This is a genomic window from Serinibacter salmoneus (assembly GCF_002563925.1).
Lineage (GTDB): Bacteria > Actinomycetota > Actinomycetes > Actinomycetales > Beutenbergiaceae > Serinibacter > Serinibacter salmoneus.
The window spans coordinates 96019-117850 of sequence record NZ_PDJD01000001.1 but is presented as its reverse complement, the minus strand read 5'-3'; the positions used below and the strand labels follow the sequence as shown (position 1 = coordinate 117850).

General features: G+C 69.7%; 7 protein-coding genes. 1 reads left to right on the top strand and 6 read right to left on the bottom strand.

All coding sequences use genetic code 11. From position 1 onward, the window contains the following. Window positions 1-17: 17 nt before the first annotated feature. Window positions 18-1205, bottom strand: coding sequence for a hypothetical protein (locus ATL40_RS00375; RefSeq protein WP_143556819.1), 1188 nt, complete (start codon window positions 1203-1205; stop codon window positions 18-20). Window positions 1206-1290: 85 nt separating this feature from the next. Between ATL40_RS00375 and ATL40_RS14600 the strand changes: the two genes are divergently transcribed. After that, complete coding sequence (locus ATL40_RS14600) at window positions 1291-2640, top strand: hypothetical protein (protein WP_143556818.1); 1350 nt, start codon at window positions 1291-1293, stop codon at window positions 2638-2640. 214 nt (window positions 2641-2854) lie between these two features. Here the strand turns inward: ATL40_RS14600 and ATL40_RS00365 are convergent, their stop codons facing one another. The 5 genes from ATL40_RS00365 to ATL40_RS00345 all read right to left on the bottom strand — a co-directional run bounded on the left by ATL40_RS00365 (window position 2855) and on the right by ATL40_RS00345 (window position 21817). After that, window positions 2855-4618 (bottom strand): KAP family P-loop NTPase fold protein, encoded by a 1764-nt coding sequence (locus tag ATL40_RS00365; protein ID WP_169925838.1) that lies wholly within the window; start codon window positions 4616-4618, stop codon window positions 2855-2857. Between the two features lie 91 nt (window positions 4619-4709). Then, on the bottom strand, window positions 4710-7013 hold the full coding sequence (locus ATL40_RS00360) for a UvrD-helicase domain-containing protein (RefSeq protein ID WP_098467794.1): 2304 nt from the start codon (window positions 7011-7013) through the stop codon (window positions 4710-4712). Next, window positions 7013-13648, bottom strand: coding sequence for a DEAD/DEAH box helicase (locus ATL40_RS15535; RefSeq protein WP_098467793.1), 6636 nt, complete (start codon window positions 13646-13648; stop codon window positions 7013-7015). Before ATL40_RS15535 ends, ATL40_RS00360 begins: the two co-directional genes overlap by 1 nt. A gap of 112 nt (window positions 13649-13760) precedes the next feature. Next, window positions 13761-18710, bottom strand: a complete 4950-nt coding sequence (locus tag ATL40_RS00350) for an Eco57I restriction-modification methylase domain-containing protein (protein ID WP_098467792.1) — start codon at window positions 18708-18710, stop codon at window positions 13761-13763. Then, a complete protein-coding gene (locus ATL40_RS00345; protein ID WP_098467791.1) occupies window positions 18710-21817 on the bottom strand; it encodes an SNF2-related protein in 3108 nt (1035 codons plus the stop codon). The genes ATL40_RS00350 and ATL40_RS00345 overlap by 1 nt, the downstream gene beginning before the upstream one ends. Between the last annotated feature and the right edge of the window lie 15 nt (window positions 21818-21832).

Here is a 21832-nt window from a genome sequence, read left to right as displayed (position 1 = left end):
AACTACTCGAGTGACAGTCAGAACACTCGGTGCTCGCGCATGGGACCGGGCACGTCGTGGCCGTTCTCGTCCGTCTGGTACGTCGGGGCGAATAGCCGCAGACGGCTGAGATCTTGCATGGCGAGACGGATCTCACGGTTTCCGTCCCGCCACTTTGGCCGTGCCATGAAGAGGGCGCCCGCTGCAAACGCCACGGCCCTTGGCACACGCGCCCGCACCTCCACGGCCGCAGTCGGCGAATCATGCAGTGCTTTGGTGATCGCGAATGCTACGGCCTTGGCTGCGCCAAGGGGGGACACCGCAGACTTGTCGTGATCCGCACCCGACCTCACCTGGATCGAAGATAGACGCCCGCCGCCGTCCAACGCGCCGAGAATGAACGTGACGGGCTCCTCACACAGCCATTGAGGAACATTGTCCTCGTTGGCGATTCCGATCCGCAGCGAGACCACCTCGCCCCCCGATTCCGAAGGAGACGGGGCAGCGCTGTAGGCGAGCGGCCCTTCGAGGCCTGCCGTGGCCTCGGTTCCGCAACTCAGTTCCGCCCCACCGATCGAGAACACCGCCTGGCGGACTCGATCCGATTTGCCGCCCGCGCCCGCACCGCCCAGCTTGTGCGCTTTCGCGTACTCGGTGATCTCGCTCTCCGGGAAAACGACCGCGCGGGCTCCGAGCGCAAACGCTGCCGGGAAATGCCCGCCCGGAACAATGGTGAGGGACGCCCCATGCGCACGCGCCTGCGCCTCCTCCAGCGCAGCAGAGGCGGACTCGAGTTGGCCGCGCAGGTCGACAATGGTCCCTTCCGACAACCTAGGCGAATATACTCGCCGAATCGACTCGAATCGCTTCATCTTCTGCCGAGGGAGATTGTCCAGGTACCACCCCGTCTCACCCAATTGCGCAATGGAGACATAGACCACCGAGTCAATGTTGGCAAGGACCGACCCTCGAAACGTCGCCCACCATGCAAGAAACAACGCAACCACAGTGACCACCGCTGCACCCACAAGGAACCAAACGCGCTGCGAGTCCGGTCGCCCTTCCAGCCAGATGTCCAAGACAATGGGGGCTGCGGTTGTCGCCACCACCAGCAAGACCGCAGCAATCACAGCGTACCTGCGTTGCCACCGCCAGGTCGTATCTTTCCACTCACCGGTGACCCACTCAGCACGCTGCCCTTTCGAACTCCGCTTGCTCATACCCACGCGGTGGCACCTTCTTCAAGATCGTGACCCGGCACTTGCGACCACTAGCCTAGACTAGGCGCGCAGCCGCGCTCTGGAGGACGTGATGACCGAGGACACGAACTGGACTGACGCTCAAGCCGCGCTCGACCACCAGGCCAAGCAGGACTTGATCGTGATGCTTGGCCTCCACCCCGACGACGTGAGTTTCGTCGAGCCAAGCGAGCAGCCCAGCGCGCGACAACCGCGCCGGGATCGCCACGCCCCGTCGTCCAAAGAGATCCCGTTGCCCCAGCTTGCCGCGACCCCTGCGCGAGCCCTGCGCCTCTGGCGATCAAGCGCCTTTGAACCTCGGGAGATGAGGTTCATCGCCGCGTACAGCAAGGCCCTCGGCGACCTGGCACAAACGCCCGAGACGTTCAGGGCCGTGGTGCTACGCTCCCTGACCTCCACTGCCATTGCGCGAGTCCTGTCGGACGAAGTGGGCGAAACGCCTCGGGATCGCGACGTTGATCGGCACGTGCCGGCCTTCACAACCATCCTCGACTTTCTTCGAGAGGTTGCGATCTCTACCTATGAGGGCCAGCCGATCCACACCAATGTCGTGATAGGCACGGATGGGAAGCCAGGCGACCACAGCATCCTCTTGGATCACTATCAGGATCGCGGTGCGTACCCGTGGTATCCCGCACTCGGGGCCTCCCGATCTACGGCGATCTGTGTCGACAAGTTTGCGCGCGTCACTGGCATTGAGGATCTCAATGAGCCGACCCTGCACCCGGACAACGCGGCTTGGTATCCGGCTGAGCTCGCTCGGCTAGCAGCATATTCACGCGTGCACCGAACACCGGCGTTCTCCATACAGCACAGCGGAGATATCGCGGTGCTCATCTCCGGCGAACTCACCTACGCGTTTCGACGAGGATCGTGGCGCGCATTTCCTCGCGCCTCACTAAGCACGCGACGACTCGCCTACCCCGGCGTGAACGATGCGATTCTCGAGGCGCTCGTTGATGCGAGTTTCAATCGGCACGGTGCAACCATTGCCATCGTTGAGCAAGCACGACTCCCCGACTTCGAGGAGGCATGCAGGCTTGAGCCGGCGCTTGTGCAACCTAAGAACCGGTGGGATCTCGAGCCAGCCGAGCACCGTGATGTCCGTGCGCGATTGATTGCCCGCGGATCGCGGTCCGTGAAGTTTCACGAGCTCTCTCGTGATCGCAGGCTTGAATTGCTCAATATGGACGGTGCCACAATTGTGCTGTCAGACGGAACCCTGATCGCAGCCGGAGCGATCGTGTCGGTTCCGGGCGGAGGCGGTGGCGGGAGACGCGCCGCGGCGCAGCGATTGTCACACTATGGTTCGGCGTTCAAGGTATCGCAGGACGGTGCGATCGAACTCTTTCGGGCGGGCGGCAACAACGCACCCTCGAAGCCCGTGGTGACACTCGGCTGAGGAGAGTTCTACACCGCCTGACATTCACCGAAGTCGGCGGGCTACCCTCGCTCAGTTCTGGCGGAACAGTCGCCCTCGTGAGTCACCCGCTCTGGCCACGGCGTGGTGTCGGCGCGCTTCACCTACCCGGCAGCGACGAGTTGACCGCGTGAGGAGGCCCCAGCGACACACCCATCTCGGCGGGGTGTTCCCAGTTTCGCACCGCGGGATCGTTTCACACGGAACTCTCGAGTTCTTCCGCGACCCCGGAAAGAACGTCAACAATGATCAAGAGTTCATCCCTGGCCTGAATACTCGTCACCGCGACCGCGATATCAGCACTCGGCGCGACCTTCACTCTCGCCGTAGACGCGCGCTTCGAGAACTCGGCCTCCAGGCGCAGTCGGGCCTTCTCGACAATCTCGGAACTGAGCGCGCGTCGGCGAGGGAAGAGGTCGAACCGGAGAAAGGACTTGTTGAATCGGAGTGTACCCAACTGCACGTCCCTCTCATGCTCGCCGTTCGGCGCGAAGATATTCCACTCCGTCGGGTAGCTCCGTGGGGCACGCAACGAGATCTTCCTCGGAGCCAGAGCCGCCTCGAACTCTTCGCCGAGCGCAATCAGGGCGTCACTGATGCCCTGGGCGCGCAGTGCGCCGATCCGCTCGCCGGGATCAGGGATCGAACGCCGCCCTGCAGCCTGCCCCTGGCCGATCGAGGTCCCCGTGATCGACGTGCTACTCATGAGTTCCGCAAACAGATTGCCGTCAAACTTGTCCCCACCAAAGATGTTGTATAGTTCGCCGAGAAACGCAATGAACCTCCCCTCGACTCCCTCAGGTATACCCCAGGAATCGGCAATATTGCTATCCTCATCACTCAGGATCGCTCGCCAGCGCGACACGCTCTCACCAGCACCCTCTTCCGCTATCGCGCGATAGGCGCCAGGGTACGCAGCCTGGAGCGCAAGGAGGGCGAACAAGTGGAGATCTGAAGCACCGGCGCCCACTTGATGGTGCACGCTCCGGAGCAACGTGTACGTATTCAGCAGGCGCTTGGTGGAGCGAGGGTTCGTCCCGACAGAGTTGCGCGCCACGTCGATATACTTGCCCACGTCACCTTCGCCCAGGCTGATGCCGACTTGCGGGAGCGCACCCGCAAAGAACTTCTCCACATCGAACGCGGCGACTGGCAACTGGAAGGGCACCTGGATGATCTTATCGAAGAATGCTTGCGCTTTTTCCTGCTTGAAGTCGGAGCCGTACTTCTCTTGCACGCCCGCGTAGACGACCTCAGTATCGATAGCCAGCACGAAGACACATTCTTCGACATCGAGGAAGAGCTTGATTGCCTCCATGACTTCGACGGCCCGCGCGGGCCGCAGCCTGTCCAGGTCATCAATGAAGATGAGGACCCGCCGCTCGGTCGCTTTGACATCGGCAGCGAATGCCTCCCGCATGCTCAAGAGCGAGGATGCGGTATCGAGCTCGGCCCCCACACCCTCGGCGCTCTCGAACGTCTCCCGGGCCGCCTGCACGGCACCCTTGACAGCACCGCTGACGGCCTCAGGAGCAACAGCGGCCGTGCCGGCAACGATTGCGCCCTCGACAACGCGGGGCGCCATCTGCCAGAACTTCCACTTGCGTATCTTCTGGAGAGCCGATTCGTCGCCACCCTGCGCCCTCGTCTGCCTGCGCTCCGCGTCCAGCGCTCGAGCAATGGCCTCCATGATGCTGAGCGACAAGTGCTCACCAGGATCGAACTGAGAGTACTGCCACGTGTTGAACCACAACACCAGCACGTCTTCATTGGCCGCGCCGTGTGATCCCGCAACCGATTCGCCGTTGATCTGCTCGCGGACCATCTGCATGATCGACGTCTTCCCGGATCCCCAGTCCCCCTGCACACCCACGGTCATCGGCGTGTGGCACCTGAGCAGAAACTCAGTCAGCCCCTTGACGTACTCCTCCATACCGAGCTCGTCCGTCGTCGCCGGCACATCCGACAACCCTTTGAACTGCATCCTGGCACCGCCCCCTTGCTCGCCTACTGCTACCAAACCGGCAACACACAACAAATATAGCGTTTGATCATCCGGACGCCGGCAGCAACTCGCTCGGCTGCCCCTTCCACATCACCACGAGCCGGTCGCGCGCCCGGGTCGCCGCCACGTACAGCAGCGAGCGCTCGCGGAGTTCCGCGTCGGCACGGTCTGCCTCGGGCACGTCCCGCAGGTGGGCGGCGCCGGCCCCGAATCCGGTGTCGATGCCGAAGAGCAGCACGTGGCTGAACTCCATGCCCTTGGCGCGGTGCATCGTCATGATGACGACCTTTCCGGGCGTCACCTCCTTGTCTGGCCCCACGAACTGCGCCTCGATTCCCCGCTCCGCGAGCGCGCGCTGCAGCGCCTCCGCCACGCCCTTGGCGTGCACGAGCACCCCGAGCGCCTCCGCGGCGCCGGCACCCACCTCCTCTACCCATCCCCCCAGCAGTTCGGCGGCGGCCTCGTACTCCTCGGCCAGCGAGGTGGCGGGCATCATCTCCGGCGTCGGGCCGCGGCGCGCCGCCCGGTACCCCGACGCCGACGCTCCCTCCGCCTCCAGATCCTCGTACGCCGCCTGGTCACCCAGCACTCGCAGTGCGTAGGCGAGGTTCTCGTGCGTGGTGCGGTAGTTCAGCGTGAGGCGGCGCGAGCGCCCCCGGATGTTGATCCCGTACTTCGACAGCACGATCCGCTGACCGTAGATCCGCTGGTGGGAGTCCTCCGCGAGGAACAGGTCGTTCTTCCCCTCCGCCACCAACGCCCGCAGCAGCATGAGGCGGGCCGGGGTGAGGTCCTGCGCCTCGTCCACCAGCACGTGATCGGCCAGCCGGGCACCAGCAGCATCCAGCTGCGTGGCCGCGATCATGGCCTTCTCCTCGAAGTCCGCGGTCCCGGCGGCGGCGGCGGCGGCGCGGTAGGCCTCGATCACGTCCCACACGCCACTGCGCTGCGCGCGCCCGAGCGGCACCTTGCGCCCGGGTCGCCGCGCCCGCAGGTACTCACCTCGCGCCGTCAGCCGCCCCGGCAGCACCACGGTGGCGTACTCGGCGATGAAGAACGACTCGCTGCGCAACTCCTCCGGCAGGGACGACCCGGCCACGGCGATCGCCTCTGCCCACGCCCCCGGCGCGGTGCCCTGCAGCACCTGCGCGGTGCGCGGCCCGAGCACCTGCGCCACCGCGCCGGTCGAGGACTGCGATCCGGCGAGCGCCGAGCCCGCCTCGCGCAGCACTTGGTAGGCCACCTGGTCCACTCCCCCCACGTACACCCCGGGCTGCCCGGGTGCCTTCGCGAGCGGTACCTCGGGGTCGAGGCTGAGCAGTTGCTCCCGCAGCGAGTCCGCGAGGGTGCGGTTGAAGGTGGTGAGCACGATCCGCGCCTGCGGGTTCGCGCGCGCCAGGAGCCGTGCACGGTGCACGAGCACCACGGTCTTTCCGGTGCCCGCGCCGCCGGAGAGGCGGAAGGCGCCGTTGCGGTCCCGTTCGGCGTAGGTGCGCTGCTCGGGGTGCAGGTAGATGCGCCACCGCGCGAAGTCGGCGTTCTCGATGACCTCCCGCAGTTCCTCCTGCCCCTCGATGAACGCGAACTCCGCGCGCGAGGCCGGGTGCTTCAGCGCCGCCAGCAGCGCCTCGTCGGTGTCATCGCGCGAGGTGTCGCGGGGCGCGCTCGGGATCGAGTACGCCTCCCGCACCGCCTCCACGCTCTTGCCATAGGCGAGGTCGATGAGTGCCACGCCCTGCCAGGTAGGCAGCCGCCCCGCGAACGATTCGAGACTGTCGTCGTCGCTGATCGTGACGGCCTGCTTCGCGGCCGCCTCGGTGAACCCGAGCCCGGTCAGGTCCGCCACGCTCACGCCCTGGGTCTCCAGGAACGGGTAGGCAGTGGTGTCCCGGTCCTCCGGAGCGGGCTTGGGGGGAACGGTGGTGCCCGACGGCGCAGCCCCACCCGGCCCCGCCGGCCCACCCTGGTCAGCAGCACCCTGGGCAACGGGGACGCTGCCACCCGCTGAAGCGGCGCCGTCGCCCACCTTGATGAACTCGGCGATCCCGTTGATGGGGTTGATCCGCACGCTGGCGGTCTTGGCGAGGGCGATCGCGTCGTCGTGCGCGTAGGTGCCGAGGTAGACGTAACTGGTGGCCCCGCCGTGGGTGAGTTTGACCAGCAGGGCGCGCCAGAAGTCGTTGACCCTCCCGGTGCGCACCCGCGGGTCGGCGCTGAGCGCGATGGGTTCGATGTGCAGCCCGGGCACCGTGTCGTCCTCCCGGAGCTTCTCCAGGAAGGAGTACGCGGCCTTCTTCACCGACCCGTCCAGGCCCGACTTCTCCGCGGGCCCCATGATGATCTGCGGCATTACTGCTCCCCGTCCTTGGTGCCGTCTGCCTGCGCCAACGCCTCGCGCACGCTCCCCACGTCAATACTCGCCGTGTCCGCTTCCACCACAATCCACCCGGCTCGCACCAGGTCCACCCGCAGGTCCTCGTCGGGCTCGCGCAGCACCGCAACCCGCTCCTCGGGCCAGCACAGGTCCACCGGCACCTGGTCCCCGGCGAGTTCCACGTCCTGCCCGAGTTCCGGTGCCGCGTAGCCCTCGGCGGCCAGGGGCGCCAGGGCGTGCAGCAGCGCGGAGTCCTCCGGCAGCGCCGTGGCGGCCAGGTCCGCCCACTCCTGGGGCACCGGCGCCGCCTCGGGTTCGGCCGTGGGCGCCGGGGCCGGGGCGCGGGCGCCATCCGCCTGCCCCGCCTCCACGGCGGAGCGGGTGGTGATCAGGGTCGGGGCCTCGCGGTGGTTGAGCAGGTTCGCCAGGTGCAGCCATTCGCGCCAGTCGTCGCGGGCGGCCTCGCTGAGCACCTCCTCGCGGTCATCCAGCACGACGGCGATCTCCGCGGAGCCCTCCTCGCCGTCCTTCACGCGAAGCGCCAGGGCGAGGGTGCCGCGGCTCCAGGCGAAGGTCGCCACGTCGCCGCCCTCCTCGGGTGGGGCCTCGCCGTCGAGCATCCCGAGGGCCACCCGGGCGAGCGGCTGCTCCGCGGCGGTGAACCCACCCACCGAGCGCCCCAGGGCCAGCATGGGCACCCACTGCGCCAGGGTGCGGCGCTGCTCCACCTCCGGCGCCTGCATCCAGGCCAGGAGGTGCTCCAGGCCGGAGCGGGAGACGAGGTCCACCATCGTGGTGGTCAGCGGCGCGCCCTCGGCCATGAGGTCGGAGACCACGGACGGCTCGAACCAGCCCGGCGAGACCGAGCCGGCCCCCGAGCCAGCAGAGCCACCAGAGCCGCCAGAGCCACCCGAGCCGCCCTCGGCGCCCTGCGCCCCCGCGACGTCCCGCCACGACAGTGAGAGCACCTGGTAGCCCGCGAGCCGCAGGTTCTCCCGCTTCGCCGCGTCGTCGGCCACCCGGTTGTGGGCCGGGGAGGCGTGGTAGAACCACCCGTCGGTGAAGATCGCGACGCGCGGGATTCCCGGGCGTCCGGCGGTGAGCACGAAGTCGGGCCGGGAGTCCTTGGCGAACTGCTGCGGCTCCAGGCGCCAGGTGACGCCGCCGAGGTGGATCGTCCAGGAACTGCCGAACTGGTTGGGGACCTCGCGCACGGTGGCGCCCATGGTCTGCAGCCGCTCGCGCAGCACCTGGCGGAAGCGCTGCTCGAGCTGGGATTCGCCGTCGGACCGCCCGGGTTCCTCCTGGGTGGTGTCCCAGGCGCAGGTCTCCGGCACCTCGGGCGCCTCGGGGCCCGCCGTCGCCACGGCGCCCTCCCCGGACAGCAGGATGGTGCGCAGGTGCCGCTCGGCGGCGGCGCGGGAGGTCACGCCGATCTCGTGGGTGAGGGCGAACGGCAGCAGGCACCGCTCGCACGCGAGTTTGTCCTCGCCCTGGCAGGGGCACTCGCGCAGCACGAGCCAGGCGCGGCGCAGCATCCCCCACACGGTCTCGGGGTCGGCGAGTTCGGCGAGGTAGCCGGTGCCGCCGGGCACGATGTCGTGCAGCAGCAGGGCCTCCCCCGCGGTGCCGTCGCCGTCGGTCTCGGTGACGGTGGCCACGTCCAGGTGGTCCGGTGCCCCGCCGAGGTGCTCACGCAGCGCGAGTTGCAGGGCGGCGCGCAGGCTGGGCAGGGCGAACTGGTCGCCCATCGTCACCGAGCTGGGCAGCCGCATGAGGATGCCCTCGGTGCGCAGGGTGCGGCGCAGCACCACCTCCCGGGTGTGCTCGGTGGGCTCCTTGCGGCGCGGGCACCAGGGCCGGTGCTCGCGGGCGGAGTTGCGCCCGGAGGAGGTGTCCCGCTTGCCGCAGGAGTCGCACAGCCGGAACCGGGGTGCGGTGACCTCCCGGCTGCCGATCGTCAGGGTGGCGCCGCGGGCGGCGCGCGGGCCGAGGTTCAGCCAGGTCAGCGGCATGTCACGCACGTACTTGGCGCCGAATCCGTACCCGTCCACGTACCAGCGGCTGCGCACCTGACCGGGGGTGTGCCCGGTGGTCAGGAGGATCTGGTAGCCGGTGCGGTCGCGTTCGTCGCGTGCATCGTTGATGGTGGCCTCATCGCGGCGGATCTCCGAGGAGACCTCCCGCAGGTCCACCACCTCCAGGTACTGGCGCACGTCCGCGATGCCGGTCTGGGCGCAGCGCGGGCAGGCGGAGACCTGGGTCTGCGCGTCGGGCAGGTCCACGCCGTAGCCGCAGTTGGGGCAGATGGCGCAGGTGCGCACCTCCTCCCCGTCCCGGCCGAGGTCCACGGCGTCGATCGCGATCGCATAGCCGCGGGCGTAGAAGGTGGAGCCGGGGGCGAAGTCGCGCAGCGCGTGCGCGGAGGCCCGTTCGATGGTGAGGGCGTCGCGGGAGAACTCCTGGGTGTCCGGGTTCACCCAGGAGACCGAGACGCCCAGGCGCACGGTGTCATCCAGCAGGGTGTAGTTGGGCAGCAGCCCGTACTCCTCCAGCGCGCTGACCCAGTACTCGCTGTGGAGGTCGGACAGTTGCTTGTCCGCCAGGCCCAGGGCGGCGCGCGCGGTGCGCAGTTCCCGCTTCGCCTCCTCGGTGGCGGCGGGTGACTCCGCGACCTGACGCAGCGCGGGCAGGGCCTCCTGGATGGCCTTCTTGCGCAACTCGAGGGTGTCCCTGCGGCGCAGCCACTGGGCGCTGGCCTCGTGGCAGCGGGCGGCGAGCGCGCTGCTGCCCGCCAGGTACCCATTGGCGCTGTCGGCGCCGGCAGTACTCACAGTGCCCTCAGCGATATCCGCGCTATCAGTGCTCTCAACCGGGGCGGCCGACGGCGTGGCCCACTCCCGCAGCAGGTCCGCCACCTCGGGGTCGAGGTGAGCACCGAAGCCGCCGAGGAACGCCGCCAGGTGGGCCTCGGCATGGGTCTCCGCCTCGGCGATGAGGGCGCCGAGGTAGCTGCCGGGCTCGCTGCTCCCCAGCGCGTCGGACACCTTGATCGGGTGGGGTGCACCCGGGGTGCGGGCGAGCACGTCGGCCACGCTGGCGAGGTACTGCCGGCGCAGGATCTCCTCGGCGCCCAGATAGGTGGCGGGCGGGCGCACCAGCCCGTTCACGGTGGCCAGCGGGTCGGTGAAGCGGGGCAGTTGGTCGCCGCGGGCGGTGACGAACGCGATCGCGAGGGAGTTCCCCGTCAGGCGCCCGGCGCGGCCGATGCGCTGGATGTAGTTCGCCACGCTGCGGGGCAGGGAGGCGAGCATCACGGTGGAGAGGTCGCCGATGTCGATCCCCATCTCCAGGGTGGGGGTGGCCACGAGCACGTTGGGCGCATCGGGTGCGGCGGCGGAGGCCTTGAACGCCTGCTCGTACGCGGTGCGCTCGGAATCGGGCAGCAGGCTGGTGTGCTCGCGGGCGATCACGCGGCGCATGTCCGCGGCGGCGTACATGCGGCGGTAGAAGTTGTCGCCGTCGCGGTGGGGTTCCAGGCGTCCGTCGCAGCGCTGCACGAGGCAGGGGGCGCCGTCGAGTTGCTCCACCACCTCCGGCAGCGCGGGGGTGACGTCGTGGCAGGTGGTGCAGGTCAGGGCGGCGCGGCCGGCGGCGAGGTCGTCGCGGCTGATGGCGCGCACGGTGATGCTCGCGGGGCTGAGGTGGTAGGTGGTGGCCTGGGAGTCGGAGACCTCGGCGCCGATCACGTCGCGCCGCTCCAGGGCGGTGAAGAGGGCCTTGGCCAGGGCGGCGCCCTCGGGGGCGGCCACGCCGAGCGCGGCCGCGGTCCAGGTGGCATACCAGCCGCGGGGGCTGCCGATCGGGTCCATGTCGGAGTCCTTGGCGGCGGCCTGCCCGCCGATGCGGGGGTAGCCGGGGGCGGAGGCGCCGCGCGGGAAGGCGGGCATGCCCTCGTGCCGGGGCCGCCCGCCCCAGATCCGGAAGCGGTTGCCGTCCTCCCGGCGGAACTTGGTGAACCACTCGTGCCCGATGGCGCCGCGGGTGCGCATCCGCTCCAGCACCCCACGCACCCAAACGCGCAGTTGCGGCACGGTGGGGCTGAAGGACTCCAGGGTGCCCGCCCCGCCGGCGGACTCCAGTGCCTGGATGGCCACACGGTCCAGCAGGGCGGCCTCGATGTCCACCCCCGCGGTGGCGGCGCCGGTGGTGGCCAGGGTGCGCCCGACCCCGGAGCGCAGCCCGAACTCCAACTGCACGTCCAGCGCGAGGCGCTTCTCCACCCGCTTGCGTGCGTTGTTGCGGGCGCGGGTGGTGGCCTCCGGCTGCCAGAACGGCGCGAAGACGTCCAGATCGGCGAGGTCGGGCGGGAGGATGCGGTAGCGGCGCTGCGGGTCGTCCCCGGCCACCTCCAGCACGGCCCGCACGAGCTCGTCCAGGCTCGCCTCCCCCGCCTCGGGTTCCTCGGCGCGACCGCGGGCGCTGAGCGCCTGGCGCAGCACGGCGCGCAGGGTGAGTGTGTGCGAGCGGGCCTGCACGAACCCGGCGCGGTGCGCGGCGTCCTGCACCGAGTCGGTGAAGACCAGGGCCTTCTTCTCCGCGTCGTCGAGGTTCTCGGTGCCGAACAGGGCCGAGAGGGTCACCGAGAGCATGGTGGCGATCGCGGAGCCGAGGAACCGGATCGCATCGGGTTGCAGGCAGGAGGGGCAGGTGTCGTTCACGGACAGTTCGCCGGCGTCCTGGCTGCGGTGGGTGAGCACGGGCAGGGCGTCGCCGGCGTCCATGGCGGCCGCATCGGGCCGGCTGGCCACCAGTTGCCGGTCGGCCACGCGGAACCACATGAGGTTGTCCACCGGGCGGTCGGACTCCCGGGAGCGGGCGTCCTCCTCGGGGGCGTGCAGCAGGGGGCGGAATCGGTCGTCGCGCGCGAGGTGGCGGCGGCGGATGTCCTCGTCCTCGCCGTCCAGGGTGGAGCCGGTGGGGGCGAGGGCCACCCCCCAGCCGGAGCGGTGGCAGTGGCGGCAGTACAGGGCGGGGAAGGCGGCGCCGCCGTGCTCGAGGGTGGCCACGCCGTCGTCCGACCAGGAGAAGGCGGGTGAGCCGGTGGCGGCGCGGTCCACCCGGGTAAGTTCCCGGATCCACAGGTGGGTGTCGACCGAGAGGGCGCCGCGCCCGCACACGGCGCGCACGTGGCTGAGGGCGGTGAGCAGCAGGGTGAGGGCGTCCGGGGCGGTGGCGCGGGCCTCCGCCCGGGTGGTGGCGGCGCCGCGGGGCACGACGGCGTGGGCCAACTCGGTCAGGTCCCTCGCCTCCTGCGCGGCCTCGATCAGGCGCGCGGTGGCCGGGTGGGCCTTCACGAGGTCCAGCAGGAGGGCCTCGGGCGCGCCGGTGAGGTCGGGGCGGTGGCCGTCGCCGTCCTGGTAGAGCGCCGCGAGGACCGCGCGGGCGGTGGCGGCGGGCTCCTCTCCCGCGGCGGGGTCCGCACCCGCGGGGTGGGACGCGTTGAGGTGGGTGAAGGTGAGGGTGTCCAGCGGCACCGGGGTGTAGCCGTGCTCGTGCGCGATGCGGTCGGCGGCGTCGGCGGCCCATTCGGCGGTGGTGAGGCGGTCCTCGGTGATCACGGAATCGGGGGCGAACTCCTCGCCGAACACGGTGGCGGCGAAGGTGCGCATCGCCGCTGCACTCGTATCCGCACCGGCGTCCGCGTGGATTCCTGCGCCGTCATGCGGGGTCTGCTCGCCGGGCCCACCGCCGAGGGTGGCGGAGGTGGCGACGGGGGTGACGTTCCCCAGCGGCCGCTCGGGGTGGGTGGGGGCGCCGTGCGCGGCGAGGGTGAGGCCGAGCCGGCGGATCAGCATGGCGACGTCGGTGCCCTGCGCGCCGTCGTAGGTGTGGAACTCATCCAGCACGAGGTACTGCAGGCTCCGCGCGCTCTGTTCCCACAGGGGGGCGTCGCCGTCGCGCAGCAGGAGCTGATCGAGCATCTTGTAGTTGGTGAGGATGATGTCCGGCGCGGTGTCGCGGATCACCGGCCGGGAGGTGACGAGGCTGTCCTCGCTGACGCGGCTGCGTTCGGGCCCGTCCAGCCCCACATACAGGGCGGCGGTGACCTCCCCGAGGGCGGGGTGGGTGGTGAGCAGGCGGGCGAGGCGATCGGCCTGGTCCTTGGCGAGGGCGTTCATCGGGTAGAGGATGATCGCCTTGGTGCCGGCGATACCGCGGCGCTTGGCGCGCAGCACGTGGTCGAGGATCGGGTAGAGGAACGCCTCGGTCTTTCCCGATCCGGTGCCGGTGGTCACGAGAGTGGGCTGGGGCCGCTGGCCCTCGGCGAGGCCGTGGCTGCTCAGTCGCGCGAAGGCGCGGGCCTGATGGCCGTAGGGGGTGAAGCCCTCGTACCACTCCAGGGTGTCGCGCCACCCGTCGGCAGCGGGGCGGAACGGGAGGCGCAGGCGCACGTAGGGGCCGCGGAACATGCCGCCGCCTGCGGTGGTGAGGAAGTCCTCCAGGGCGGCGCGGGTGGCGGGATCGGCCAGGGAGAACGTGGTGCCGAGGTACTCCGCGAGGGCCTCACGTAGCCGCGCCGCCTGCGCGACGGGGATCAGTTCAGCCACGCGCGCACCCACCTGCCGTCAGCACGAGTGGCGCGCATGCGGATTCAGCGGTGTTCGGCGACTTTGCCCCCATGAGGGGCAGTCTGCCCCACGCCGACCGATCCCGCATGCGCTACCGCCCCAAACGCTGCTCGAAGATCTCGTACGCCTGGCGCAGGTGCGCCTCGCGGTCGAGGGTCTCGAACGGCAACTCGTAGAGGTACTCCACGCCGCTGCCGGGGTGGACGGCGGAGAGGTCCTCCTCGCTGTAGCGGCCCTCGTTGCGGCCGCGCTTGCGCCACGTGGTGATGACGGAGTGCGGAACGATGCGGCCGTTGGCGTCGTAGTGGTCGCGGTTGCGGTCGTAGCCGTAGAGCACGGGGAACTGGGTGCGGTAGATCGTGCAGAGCTCGTCCGCGGTGAGGCCGAGGGAGAGCGCGACGAGCGCGTCGATCTCCAGCAGCGCCTGCCGCCGGTCCTCATCCCGGCGCAGCGGGGTGTCCGGGGTCCACTGCGGCCCGACGTCGCCCAGGTCCACCCAGCCGGTGCGTTCCGGCAGCCCGGTCCAGGAGTCCTCGCGGAAGGCGGGGTCGTAGCACTCGTCCCACAGGTCGGCGTAGGCCTCGGTGACGCCGTTGAGGCGCAGCACCCTTAGGTGCAGCGCATGACTGACCCTCGCAACCAGCGTGATCGGAAGACTCTCGATCGTCGCGGCACGGATGTTTGCTTTGGGCGCGGCGCGCAGGAAGGCATCGAGTACCAACGACGAGGTGAACCCGGCGACGTCCAAGAGAGACGAAGGCGCGCCAGCGATCGAGCCGAGAGTGAACACTCCATCGATATGAGTTGCTCCAGGCGGAAGGATCGCAGGGATGAGTGTCCTCTCGCCCGTGTTGGCGGCCATCTTGCGCCATGCGAGGCGGTAGAAGCCGCGCGCGGAGATGGACTCGGTGCGAACCGTGGTGCCGTCGCCGTGGGTGGCGGTCTCGACGGAGCGGATCCAGCGCGGATCGACGGCGGGCACCGGGTCGACCGGCTCGCCATCGGCACCCACCACCACCTCGCGGGTCCAGTGCGTGTACGCGGCGTCATAGCGGGCGCGGTCGCCGCGCGGCTTGTACGAGGTCGCCGGGATCGCGTCGGCCGCCAACTCCTCCAGGTCCACCGCCGACCAGTCGAGATTGCTCGACATGGTCGAGTTCGGCGTCTTGTACGCCGGGTTAGCGACGTGGAGGTGCGGCCCCTGAAGAATCGCTGTGTCCCACGAGCCTGGCTCACCCCATTCCGAGTCGAAGAACCCCTTCTTCCTGTCAATGGATTCATCCCAGCCGCGAGAGAACTCCAGGCCTAGAGCACCGACGCGCGGCGCCGAGGAGAGTTTGCCAAGCACCGTCTCGGTCGCCCGGTTCACCGCATACACCATGCGGGTTTCAGTCACAGGAACGGCTGGGGTCTCGAGCAGGTCACGCCACGTGTGGAGCACGGACTCGTCGACATAGAGCAGGCGGTGCTTGTGCGGGCGCAGATCCCACCTTCCCTCCGGGTCCTTGATGCCCGGCTCCTCGTAGCCCGGCTCATCGTGCGCAAGCGAACGCTCGGCGGTGTCCGGGTGATACAGCGTGGACGCCTGGATGAACCGTGGCGTCCGCTCGCCGCCGTATACATGTACGCCGTAGGACTGGTGATGATCGATCTCGAACAACTGGAGTTCGTTGATGAACTGCCAGTGACGCCGGAGGCGTCCGTAACTCGCAGCGCGAAGACTCCCGGCCTTCTCGTCCGTGAAGTGACTCTCAGGGTGGATGAGGCCCACTCGCCCGGTGAGCGACTGGTGCCGCCATGTCTGCCCCATGAAGCATCGGTAGAGATCCGGCTGTAGCCCCGCGAGGTGCGGATAGTTGACGACGTCGCCGATGTAGGCCGCGGTCACTGCGACGTCGGCCGTGCCGTTGACGACGAGCGGCCGCATGCCGGGCAGCGCGAGCGTGGCCTCGCGCTTGGCGCGCACCACCTCCTGGGTCGCCTTGGTCTTGAGTTGCCACCACGGGTCACCCTCGGCGAGCAGCGCCTCGACGTCGGATCGAGGCCGCACCCACGGGGGGTTCCCCACCTGGAGGTCGAATCCGCCGCGGCCGGCGAACACCGGCGCAAAATCCAGCTCCCAGTGGAAGAAGCCCTGCCCGCCCGCGATGCGCTGCACCTCCCCGAGCCAGGCGTGCTGGGCGACCGCGTCGTCGGTGGAGAGGGCCCCGGTGAAGGTGCGATCGTTGATCTCCTCGTGACCGAGCTCCTCCCACGTGGCGCTGGAGTACAGGAACTCCGTGCCGCCCTTGGCCTCCACGTGCACGCCGAGCAGCGCGGTGAGCCCCGCCAGCCACTCCTCCAGGGTGGGCGGCTGGACCGGGTGAGCGGCGTCGTCGCGCCCGTCATTGTCCGGTACGACCGGCCAGAACCAGAGCGCGCACCAGGCGTCCATCACCAGCCGCAGTCGCTGGAAGGCACCCGCGGGATCCGCGAGGGCCTCCTCGATCTGCTCGCGGGTCACCTCGCCGCCGACGGGCAGGTCCTGCGCGCCCCAGAGGCCGATGTCGCGCCGGACCTGCTGCTCGGCGATCTGCAGGCGCCGGTGCGCGATGTCCCACAGCGCCTCCACCCGATGCGCGAGCCCGACCAGCTTCGCCGTCTGCTGCTTGGTGGGCACCGCGGTGATCTGCCGGCGCCACGCCTTGAGCCGCTGGTGGGACTCGGGGGCGAGGGTCTTCGCTTCCTTGGCCTCCGTGGCGCTGCCCCAGCCAGCGGCGGGGAGCAGGAAGTGGTGGATGCGGCCGCCGGAACCGAAGCCGCCGGTGAGCGGTGCGTCGGTCGGCACGGCGCTCAGCCAGGCCTTCTTCGCCAACTGGTGCTTGCCGTAGAACGCGTGCCGGGCGCCGATGAGGCTGTTGCCGCGGCGCAGGTGCAGCCCGAACCAGGGCGCCGCCAGGCCCTCGCTCATGGTGTCCAACCACAGCGAGATCTCCGCGAACTCCACCGCGGTCTCGTTCAGGTCCACCCCGTAGGTCTGGTGCAGGGCGAGGTAGGCCTTCGCCTTCTGCAGTTCCCGGGGGTAGGCATCCGGGTCGATCTTCCGGCCGGTCTCGTGCTGGCGTCGGCGCAGGTACTCGGTGGCGAGCTGCCGCACCGCCTCGATGGCGAATGCCCCCGACCCCAGCGCCGGCTCGCAGACCGTGAGGTCGAGGATCTCCCGCGCCGTGGTGACGTGCTCGTTGCCGTGCTCGTCGGGCTGATCGAGCAGTTCGGCGAGCGCCTGCGACACCGTGAAGCGGGTCAGCACCTCGGGGGTGTAGTAGGAGGCGGACTGCTGCCGCTCCCGCCCCGAGAGCCGGAACACGAACGCGCCCCGCTCGTGCACCACCGGGGTCCGCTCCCCCGTGACCGGATCGGCGCGCCGCACGAAGTCGTTCGGGCTGATGCCCTCGGCACGGGTGACGGGCACCACCCAGGAGCCCTTCTCGCCGTCGCCCCCCTTGGCCACCTCGTACAACTCCTCGGTAGCGAAGAACCCCGTGTAACTCATCAACCCCTCGTACACCGCACCGAGTTGGTTGATGCCGAGTTCCGCGTAAGAGATGAACCCGCGTTCCTTACCGCGGGACTCCTTCGAGAGCAGCAGGCGGCCCAGCACCTGCTGCAGGGCGCCGTTGCCGAGGCCCACCGCATCGATGTGGGCGGTAGCGCGCGGGAGGAACAGGTCGGCCCGCAGGGAGCGGAAGATCAGCGCCGGGAGGTGGGGAGCGCCGTCGTCCTCAGCGGTGTCCGCTTCCGGAACGGCCTGGTCGGCTGTGCCTTGATGAGCAGTGCCCTGGTCGGCTGTGCCCTGATCAGCAGTGCCTTGATCAGCCGTGCCTTGATCCACGAGGCGGAAGAGCACGGCCAGCGAGTCGTACAGGTGCGTGCCGCTGAGGTCGGCCTGATCGGCGAGCTCCACCAGGGTGAGTTCCCGCAGCCGGTCCAGGCTGTAGCCGCGCTCGTAGGCATCCTCCCCCGTAGGCAGCACCCCCAGTTCCGGGGAGGCCTCCGCGTACAGCAGGAACAGGATCCGGTACAGGAACCGCAGCGACTGGCGGGCCAGGGGCTGCGCCTGATCGGCGGGCAGCGGCTCCAGGCCCTGGGCGCGGCGACGGGCGACCACCTCATTGGCGATGATCTCGATGGACTCCCGCACGCCGTCGCGCAGATCCTGCGAGACACCCACGGTGTGCTTGACGGACTCCTCCAGCACGCTCGACCACCAGATGCTGCCCTCGGCGTCCGGGGCGAGGGACTGCGCCGCCAGGCACGTCAGGGCGCGGTCGGTCTCACCGCCGCGGGCGTCCTCGGCGCGTTCGGTGACCACCTGCAGGTCGATCACCAGGTAGCGGCCCTCCGCCCATCGGGTGGCCTCCGTGATCAGCGCGAGCGGGCCCGCGAGCACGAGGGCGAAGGTGGGGCCGTCCTCCGCCACGAACAGGTGCGAGAGCAGCCGGGCGGCGGAGGTGATCTCCTCGCCGTCCTCGGTGACGTACGGCCTGCGCAGCGTGTAGCCCTTGCGGGAGAGCAGGTACTCGGGGTCCTTGGCGCCGGTGGGGTCCGTGGTCGCGGAGATGATCGCGAGCGGGGCGCCGGTGGTCAGGCCCGGGGAGTTGATGCGCAGCACGGGGCCCTCGCGGTGGGGCTCGTAGCCGAACGCCTCATACCCCAGGGCGCGCAGGAGGGTGGCGTCCAGGGCATCCAGGGCGATTCTGAGGGCCTCGCTGGGGGCCTCATGGGGTTGCGCGGTGGTGGTGGAGTGGGCGGTGGTGGCGGTGGCTGCGGTGGCGCCGTCGTCGGCGTCCGTCAACTCCGCGAGGCCCGCGAAGGTACGCAACAGGTCCTGCCGCACGCGCAGGAACCGGGTGCGCGGAGTCTCGCGGCCCTCCTTCGCGGTGGCGTCCCACTCCTTGCGGCGCTCCAGCACCTTCGCGCGGAAGGTGCCCTTGGCGTCCGAGGTCAGGTAGTGCTCGCTGATCCAGTCCTCACCAACGGTGATCGCATCGCTCGCGACCATCACAGGGCTCCGTTCTCACTCGCGGGGGTCTGATCGCCGGGGGTCAGATCGCCGGGGGGCAGGTCACCCGGGGTCAGGTCACTCAGGTCACCGGGCGGCACCACCACCAACAGCGGGCGGATGAGGGTGCGCTCCGGGTTCATCGACGCCGCGAGGTCCTCCTCCGCGGCCACCATCGCGGTGCGCTGCCTCACCGTGGAGCGCTGGGTCTCCCGGGCGGCCTGCTGCTGCCAGCGGGAGGAGCGGGCGCGCCACGCCTCGATGCGGTCCCGGGTGGCTGCCTCGATGGCCGCGACCTGGTTCCCGATCATGGCCTGTGCCTCGTCCACGGCCACGGGAATGAGCGCACCCCAGGCGGCGGCGCCCGGCACCCCGCCGGTGTTCACCTCCGCCAGACGCAGGGCCGCCACCGCCTCGGCGGCCGTGGCGAACGGCTGCGCGAACGCGGGGCGCACGCTCGGGGCGCCCGGGAACAGCACATGCGTGTAGGAGGTGGCGATGACCTGACCGCGGGCGTTCGTCAGGGTGCCCTGCAGCAGGACGGAGGGGTCGGCCACGTCGCCGCGCACCACGTACACGCGGCCGCGGCCCAGGGCCGCGAGGCTGCGGTCCGCCGCCCACTCCAGCAGCGGGTGCAACGGGGAGAGGTAGTGCGCCTCGGGCCACAGCGAGGTCGACTCGTTGCTGCGGGCCTGGGCGATCTCACGCTTGCCCGCCACCGCCGTGGTCGCGAGCTTGAAGGTGCGGGTGACCTTGCGGTCGGCGAGGTAGGACTGCGGCAGCACCTCCAGACGCTGGCGCAGATCCTTCGTCTGGGCGCCGGAGACGTCGAGCTGGGCGATGCCGTGGCCCGGGTGGGTCTGCCAGGCGACGCCGTTCGGCACGTCCTTCTCCGGGGTGACCAGCGCCTCGGCGAGAGCGTCACTCAGGAAGTCCAGTTCGCCGTCGTACAGCCCGCTTGCGGTGGCGGGACGGGACTGGTTGGGCTGCGCTGGTTCCTCGGAGGGCTTCGCGGGAGCGGCGCGCTTCGCCATGAGGCGCGCCAGCATGCCCGTGGGGCCACCCGCGGTCCGGACCTCCTCGACCGAGTGCACCACGTCGTCGAGTTGCTTGGTGCCCGACAACACCTGGCGGATCGAGTCCTCCTCCGCCTTCACGTCGTACTCGCCCATGAGGGAGGCGGAATCGCCGAGGGCGCGGTGGGCCTCGTCCTCGCGCTCCATCAGGCGGGTCAGCACGCGGATGTCGCCCGCGAACCGCTCCGTGCTCGGGTTCAGCAGGAGCGTGGTGATCACCGGGCGGTGCTTCTGCCCGTACCGGTCGATGCGGCCGTTGCGCTGCTCGATGCGGATCAGCGACCACGGGATGTCGAAGTGGATCAGGTGATGGCACTGGGTGTGCAGGTTCACGCCCTCGGAGGCGACGTCACCCGTGATGAGCACGCGGATCGGGGAGGACTCCAACTTGAAGCTCTCCACGATCTTCTGCTGATCCACATCGGTGAGCCCGCCGTGCATGACCGCGACCTGCTCGGTGGTCATTTTGAGGTCACGGGCCAGGCGCTCCCGCAGCCAGTGCAGGGTGGCGAGGCGTTCGGCGAACACGACGGCGCGGGTGGGGCTGGTCTTGGAGACGCCGATCGTCCGGAGGTGGGCCAGGAGGGCGTCGTACTTGGCGGAGGTGCCGGCCTCGGCGCGCTCGGCGAGGTGCTCGAGAGTGGTGAGCGCTTGTTGTTCTTTGGCCTGGTCGGTGACTTGCTCGTTCGTGGGCGGTTGGTTCGGTGCCGGTTGGTTCGGTGTCGGCTGGTTCGCGAGGCGCTTGCGGCGCTCCCTGACGGTCTCCGCCAGGGCCGCGGGACTGGAGAGGAACGCCTTCGCGAGGGTCCACGGGAACAGGCCCTTGGTGGAACCCGAGTAGGGGTTGGTGCCCGACGCGGGCCAGAGCCAGGTGTGCTCCAACTCCTCCGCGATTGCGTTCTCCTCCGGGGAGGCGTCGATGAGGAGGTTGTGCGGGGGCATCCGCTCCGCCCAGTCCGCGCCCACCACGCCCGCGACGTCCGGGTGGTGCCGGTGGCGGCGGATGATCAGGCGCTTCACCTGATCCTCGTCGAGCTCGCCGGTGGGGCTGACGGCGCTCGGTTCGAGCATGCGGACGAGTTCCGCAAAGGACTCGGCCTTGCCGTTGTGCGGGGTGGCGGAGGCTAGGATCAGCGCATCGGTGCGCTCCGCGAGGGTGGTGGCCAGCCGGTTGTTCTGGCTGGAGGCGTTCGTGACGTTGTGCGATTCGTCGATCACGACCGCGTCCCACTGCTGGCGGCGCAGGTGGTTCACGTACTTGTCCGACTTCAACGTGTCGATCGAGATGATCACGCGCTTGAAGTAGGTGAACGGGTTGCGGTTCGCCGGGAGCTTCTGCCGGATGCGCTGAATGCCCGTGGAATCCAGGCGCACGAACGGCAGCGCGAACCGGGTCCACAGTTCGAACTGCATCTGCTCCAGCACGTGCTTCGGGGTCACGATGAGGATCCGGTCACCCCGGCCCCGGCGGACGAGTTCCGCGAGGATCATGCCGATCTCGAGGGTCTTGCCCAGGCCCACGGCGTCTGCCAGGAGAATGCGCGGACGCAGATTGTCCGGGGCCAGCGCCTGACGGACCGCCTGATGCTGATACGGCAGCGGGTCGGCGAGGGCCTGGGTGGAGACGGTGAGTTCTTCGGCGCCCACCGGGACGGGGGTCTTGCGCAGCATGGACTCCAGCCACAAGCGGCTCTTGCGGTGACCCGGGCTGCCGTCCGCGACCACCCGGGTGTGGCGCGGATCGGACTGCGTGATCGTGTCGAGCTGAGTCCAGAACGTCGCCTCGGTGTCCTTCGTGATGCCCGTCAGGCCGATCGCGGAGACGAAGAAGGTGGGTTCTTGCGTCTGCGGATCCGGGGCGCCGGGCTCGACGGCGGTCACCAGCCACTCCTCATCGCGCACCTCGACCGTGGAGCCGGGGGCGGCGGTGAAGGTTGCCGTGACGTTGTGGGCGGGGTCCGCTTGCTGATGCGTGGGTGAGGCGTCGGCAGGCGTGCTGACCTGCGACGTTGCAGTGGTGCTCGGGTTCACGTGGCGCAGCCTTGG

Coding starts and splice junctions, on each gene's coding strand:
- ATL40_RS14600 (WP_143556818.1), top strand. CDS start 1,291: ATGACCGAGGACACGAACTGGACTGACGCTCAAGCCGCGCTCGACCAC.
- ATL40_RS00360 (WP_098467794.1), bottom strand. CDS start 7,013: ATGCCGCAGATCATCATGGGGCCCGCGGAGAAGTCGGGCCTGGACGGG.
- ATL40_RS00350 (WP_098467792.1), bottom strand. CDS start 18,710: ATGGTCGCGAGCGATGCGATCACCGTTGGTGAGGACTGGATCAGCGAG.